6 protein-coding genes are annotated in these 5,544 nt (G+C 40.7%); 3 read left to right on the plus strand and 3 right to left on the minus strand.

From position 1 onward, the window contains the following. On the minus strand, positions 1 to 176 hold a 176-nt coding region (locus tag PN471_RS09070), incomplete at its 3' end, for a DUF2887 domain-containing protein (protein ID WP_271776568.1). 833 nt (positions 177 to 1,009) lie between these two features. On the opposite strand from PN471_RS09070, the gene PN471_RS09075 reads away from it, so the two are divergent. The 3 genes from PN471_RS09075 to nadB all read left to right on the plus strand — a co-directional run bounded on the left by PN471_RS09075 (position 1,010) and on the right by nadB (position 4,368). After that, positions 1,010 to 1,741, plus strand: coding sequence for a DUF3120 domain-containing protein (locus PN471_RS09075; protein ID WP_271776565.1), 732 nt, complete (start codon positions 1,010 to 1,012; stop codon positions 1,739 to 1,741). 306 nt (positions 1,742 to 2,047) lie between these two features. Beyond that, positions 2,048 to 2,476, plus strand: a complete 429-nt coding sequence (gene psbU / locus PN471_RS09080) for a photosystem II complex extrinsic protein PsbU (protein ID WP_271776569.1) — start codon at positions 2,048 to 2,050, stop codon at positions 2,474 to 2,476. Between the two features lie 215 nt (positions 2,477 to 2,691). Beyond that, positions 2,692 to 4,368 (plus strand): L-aspartate oxidase, encoded by a 1,677-nt coding sequence (gene nadB, locus PN471_RS09085; RefSeq protein WP_271776570.1) that lies wholly within the window; start codon positions 2,692 to 2,694, stop codon positions 4,366 to 4,368. 42 nt (positions 4,369 to 4,410) lie between these two features. On the opposite strand, the gene PN471_RS09090 is transcribed toward nadB, so the two are convergent. Together PN471_RS09090 and PN471_RS09095 are read right to left on the minus strand one after the other, a co-directional pair. Further along, the gene (locus PN471_RS09090; RefSeq protein ID WP_271776566.1) at positions 4,411 to 5,094 is read right to left on the minus strand and encodes a hypothetical protein; all 684 of its coding nucleotides are present in this window, start codon (positions 5,092 to 5,094) and stop codon (positions 4,411 to 4,413) included. A 42-nt stretch (positions 5,095 to 5,136) separates the two neighbouring features. Next, on the minus strand, positions 5,137 to 5,544 hold a 408-nt coding region (locus tag PN471_RS09095), incomplete at its 5' end, for a transposase (RefSeq protein WP_271776567.1).

A 5,544-nucleotide genomic window follows, 5' to 3' on the forward strand; every position in this document is an offset into this window, starting at 1 on the left:
ATGGGTTTTTCTGGACTATCTGCTATAAAAATTCCATCAAACCGAAATGCTTTTTCTTTCACTTCCACAGAAGTAAATTGATAATCTTTGGCATTTTCTGTAGGTTCACCCAGGATTTCAAATAAGAGGGTGTGAAAAGTTAGGAAGATTTGGTAGAATATCGTGTCTGTGTGCATTATTTCTGAGTTCGATATTTCTTAATTACTTGCTTATTTCAGATTTTAACCATGTTTCCCAGTTCTACATCTACTGCAATTGCATCTTCATTTTGAGATCCAAGATAACGTCTTGGCATTTTGGTGATGAGGACAAATATTATTTTCTTATTTCCCCTACTTCTGGGGTTGATTTGGGAAATAATTAGGGCTTGCTTAATAAAGCTAAAACTTAGATATATCAAGAGGTTGAGGGTTGAAAAAGGTGAATCAGGTGCAAGGAATAAGGGTGGAAATTAGCAAAAACCTATCAGTTGACCAGATTCAAGACTATTCTTCTCTTCTTCTAATTCTTCCTCCTGACTCCTGACTCCTGACTCCTAGCCCTCACAGACAACTTTTTCAGCAAACCCTAATTATCTTGATAAATAAAAACCCTATATATATGGGCGCACACTTTCCCACTCATACCATGAGCATACCCAAAACTCAGAACACTGTCAAGCCCCCAAGCTGAAATCACCAAAACTCGTTTGACTATTGATAATATTCTCAATAATTATGAGAATAGACCCCTGTTTATTGAGAAAGTTCTTTTTTATCAAAATCCCATACAAATCACTTATCATTCAATCACCATATACCCAAATTATTTAATCAATTCCGCCCTGAAGGAGCAGAGAACCTGTACCGAAAATTCCCCATCCAAAATCTCAAATTTTTCGGTCTATTCCTACAACTTGAGTGCATACCTCTATAAATAAATTTCATGTATAATCAAGATGCCCCCCTGGGGGATTTTCAGTTATGTTATTCTGAAGATAAGTAAAGTTTAGTAACAAATATTAGAAACTTTGATTAATCATACATTTTCTGCCTATACAGCTACTAACCCGACTGTAGATATCAATCACAGCCTGAACAATCCTCATTTACCAAATTTCCTATCTTCCCGACAAAGTTGGTTAATATTTTTAGCATCAGTATTTTTAGTATCAGTACCAGTGTTCGTAGAAGCTCCGTTAGTGCGAACATTTCCCATTCTTAGCGTATTAATGACAGGATTGTGGGTTTGGCTCAGTATGAGATTAATGTCACGTTCGCAAACCTACCTGTGGGGAGATTTACTTTTTGGCTTTAGCTGGACTTGGTTAACAGGAGCGATTTATTGGGGTTGGCTAAGATATGAACCAATCTGGCATATACCCATAGAAGCATTGGGACTACCCTTTGCTGTGTGGTGTTTAGCGAAAAATTGCGGTAAAGTCGGCAATTGGTTTTACCTGGGTTCTTTACTAGGAACGGTTTTAACCGATATTTATTTTTATTTGGTGGATTTGATGCCTTATTGGCGACAAATTATGAGAACAGATCCATCTGGTGCTTCACAAATCTTACAGAATGCCCTAACACAAGTCCAAACACCTTGGGGAGAAGGCTGGGCAGTCATTTTGGCTCTAATGCTGATGACAGTAGGAACAGCTTCTTTACTGAATAAACAATCCTATTGGTATGCTTTTGGGGGGGCGGTTTTGAGTACAATCTTAGTAGATAGTCTCTTCTTATTAGCAGCAGTTCTGGCGTGAAATTCCCATCAATTCAGGCAAACACCGAAAAATGGGCGCAGAGGTGCTATGAGGTCAAATTTCTGGAAAAAGTCCAATCAAACCAACTAGTCGTAAATATTATGGATATTGATACGCTGTATATTAGTTTTTGATGACCGTTGTGCAAGCTCCCAAGCTTAAACCATGAAGCTAAACCATGAAGAACCCGGGATCAAGTTAGCAAAGAAACTGCGCTCACATCCTGACACTTCTGGCTTATGCCCTATAGTTCATAGCTTTTGGCTGCAAAATTTTATTATTCCTGGAAAAAAAGAGGTAAAAATCGTGAAAGGATTGGTGCGTTTATTTACTGTATTTACATTGTTGCTAGGTTGCTGGGGAATGCTGGGAACTACCCAAACAGCCCAAGCTGTTAGTTTCAATAGCTTTGTGGGAAATCAAGTTCCAGTTTTAGCGATCGCCAGTCAAAATAGAGCAGATCAGAAGCTGGGAACCGAATTTGGTAAGAAAATTGATTTGAACAATACCAATGTGCGGGCTTTCCAACAATATCCGGGACTTTATCCCACCTTGGCTAAGAAAATTATCAAAAATGCTCCTTACGACAAAGTAGAGGATGTATTAAATATCGAAGGGTTGAGCGATGGACAAAAAGCAACTTTGCAAACTAACTTAGACAAGTTCACCGTGACAAAATCAGAGTCTATATTCAACGAAGGCGACGATCGCTTTAACAATGGTATCTACAGATAACTAAGGATTGGGGATTGGGAACCAGGCATTGGGGACTGGGACTGGGAATTGAAAACATATTCCCTACCCATCACCGAAGTTGAGATTTTAAATTTTGGATTGAAAATGAAATTAAACTATGATTTTTATGATTAACATAAGGATATTGTTTGGTTTTGCCAAACAAATACCCAAATCATAAAAATCATCCAAATCACAAAAATCATAGTTATCCCTTGCCTGATATAAATATTCCTAACCAATTCGATGTTTTAGTAGTCGGTGCCGGCGCAGCAGGACTATATACAGCCCTATGTCTACCCACATCCTTACGAGTCGGCTTAATTACTAAAGAAACAGTCTCCCTATCCGCTAGTGATTGGGCGCAAGGTGGCATAGCCGCAGCCGTCGCCCCAGAAGATTCGCCTCAACTGCATATTGAAGACACATTAAAAGCGGGCGCTGGTTTATGCGACATCGCCGCTGTCAAATTCCTAGCCGAACAAGCCCCCAGTTGTATTCAATCCCTGGTTAACTTGGGCGTAGCTTTTGATCGTCATCACAGTAACTTGGCTTTAACCCTAGAAGCAGCCCATTCTCGTCCTCGCGTGCTTCATGCAGCCGATACCACAGGCAGGGAAGTTACCACCACCCTCACAGATCAAGTTCTCCGTCGTGAGAATATCAAAGTCATTCAGCAAGCCTTGGCTTTGAGTTTATGGATAGAACCCCAAACCGGTCAATGTTTGGGAACTAGCTTATTTTATCAAGGGAAAATTACCTGGATTAGAGCCGGGGCGGTGATTTTAGCGACAGGTGGCGGTGGTCAAGTATTTGCCCAAACCACTAATCCAGCGGTGAGTACAGGTGATGGTGTAGCGATCTCTTGGCGGGCTGGTGCAATTCTCCGTGATTTAGAATTTGTCCAGTTTCACCCCACAGCCCTGAGCAAACCAGGACGTTTTCTCATTAGTGAAGCTGTGCGTGGAGAAGGGGCGCATTTAGTGGATGACACCGGGCGACGTTTTGCCTTTGATTACCACCCAGCAGGGGAACTAGCACCCCGTGATGTGGTCAGTCGAGCGATTTTCAGTCATTTACAAAAAACGGCTGCTGACCCGGCTACAGCGAATGTCTGGTTAGATATGCGCCCCATTCCCCCTGACAAAATTCGCCACCGTTTCCCGAATATCATCGCCGTTTGTCAACATTGGGGGATTGATGTCTTTACTCAACCCATTCCTGTGTCACCTGCTGCCCATTATTGGATGGGTGGTATCCTCACAGATGTCATGAATGCTACGAATATTCCCGGTTTATATGCCATTGGGGAAACTGCTAGTACGGGAGTACATGGTGCTAATCGCCTAGCCAGTAATTCGTTGTTGGAATGTATTGTCTTTGGGGCGCAAATGGCGAATGTTGACTATGAAAAATTGCAACTGGGAAAACAGGAATCTGCTAATATTATTGAAACTGAAAGTTTGGCAGTTAACCCATCTCTAATTGAGTGGGAAAATCAACAAAGACAATTAGCAGAAATTCGCCAAAATTTACCCCGTGTAGTTTGGCAAAGTGCAGGTATTTGTCGAGAAAAATCAAGTTTAGAAACTGCCATTTCTCAAGTTGCATCTTGGCGAGAAGACTTTGCAGATTTACCTTTAAGTCAATTATTATTGAGTTTAAACCCAACACAATCAGTTAATTTTCAACAACCACAAATTGAAAAGGAATTGCGGCTGTGGGCGGAAACTCGTAATTTATTAGATATTGCCGAATTAATTCTCAAAAGTGCTGTGTTTAGAACTGAAAGCCGGGGTGGACATTACCGTTTAGATTATCCAGAAACTGATCCTAATTGGCAATTTCATACTCTTGTCCACAATCAGGAATGGGTAATAGGTAATAGCTGATATAGCGGACGGAAAATGGTCTATATACTCAAGTCAATACGTTTATGCAAATCTGTCTTCAGTGTATGCCTTTATGGATCGGGGTCTCACTGTTTCCCAGGGATATCGAGGTTGTAACTTGTTTAACGGAAAACTACCAAGACGATGTTCAATGTGATTTTTTTCCTCATCAGTGATGTTGAACATGGTATAAACAGTTTCATCAATTTGGTTAAGAGCATTAAAGAAATCGGATTCAACTTCTTGAAAATCAGCAAATCGCTGACGATAGGTTTGCATTAAAGTTGTATAATCTTGAGGCACGTTCAATTTTTGAATAGTCGCTTTTGAAGTAGTTTCATCAGTGCTATTGATTAAGAGCAAATAAACTAATTCTGCTAAATCAGCATCAACCAGTTCTAGTGAAAACAAATCTGCCCCAATACAGTTACCATCCAAAGTTAATTCTTCTGCTAATACGTCTTCTTTACTCCAGTTAGAAAAATTTAAACCTAAACGGCGATCGCTCAATCCGTAGCGACTGGTAATAATTTGTGTTTCCACTTCGGATAATAACCACTCATTGGGATTGTTTCTAGCAATACTAGCTAAACGAGCTAGATTATTATACCCATCTACTAATTGCTGTTCTATATCAGGTTCTAAATTTCTCACCCAAGGTAAAGCTTCAAGTGTTCGAGGATATATAGTAGTCCGTGACGAACCTTCTAGAACTGCTGTACGCATTTTTATTAAGAGGATGTTTGAAAAGTTTTGAGGAGTCAAAATTTATGCCAATCGCCTGAGCATGATACGGATCATAGCTAGATAGATAAAAGTCTCTGATGTTTCAGGTAGTAACTCGTAGTCTCTGACTAACCGACAACAACCCATCAGCCAGCCAAAAGTACGTTCCACAACCCATCGCTTTTTGAGGACCACAAAACTTTTAGTTTCCTGGGGTCGTAGCACTACCTGAACAATCCAACGGCAAACGTCCATCACCCACATCATAAACGATGGACCATCAAACCCACCGTCAGCCCAAATAGTCGTCAATCGAGAAACCTGAGTGGCCATATCTTTGACACGCTTGAGTGCTTGTTTAGCCCCTGCTCGCTCTGGCATCTTAGCGGAGGTAACCAACACTCGTAGTACCAATCCCAAGGTATCAACAGTCATAAATCGCTTGCGTCC

It is taken from the genome of Aphanizomenon sp. CS-733/32 (genome assembly GCF_028330045.1).
GTDB lineage: Bacteria > Cyanobacteriota > Cyanobacteriia > Cyanobacteriales > Nostocaceae > Dolichospermum > Dolichospermum gracile.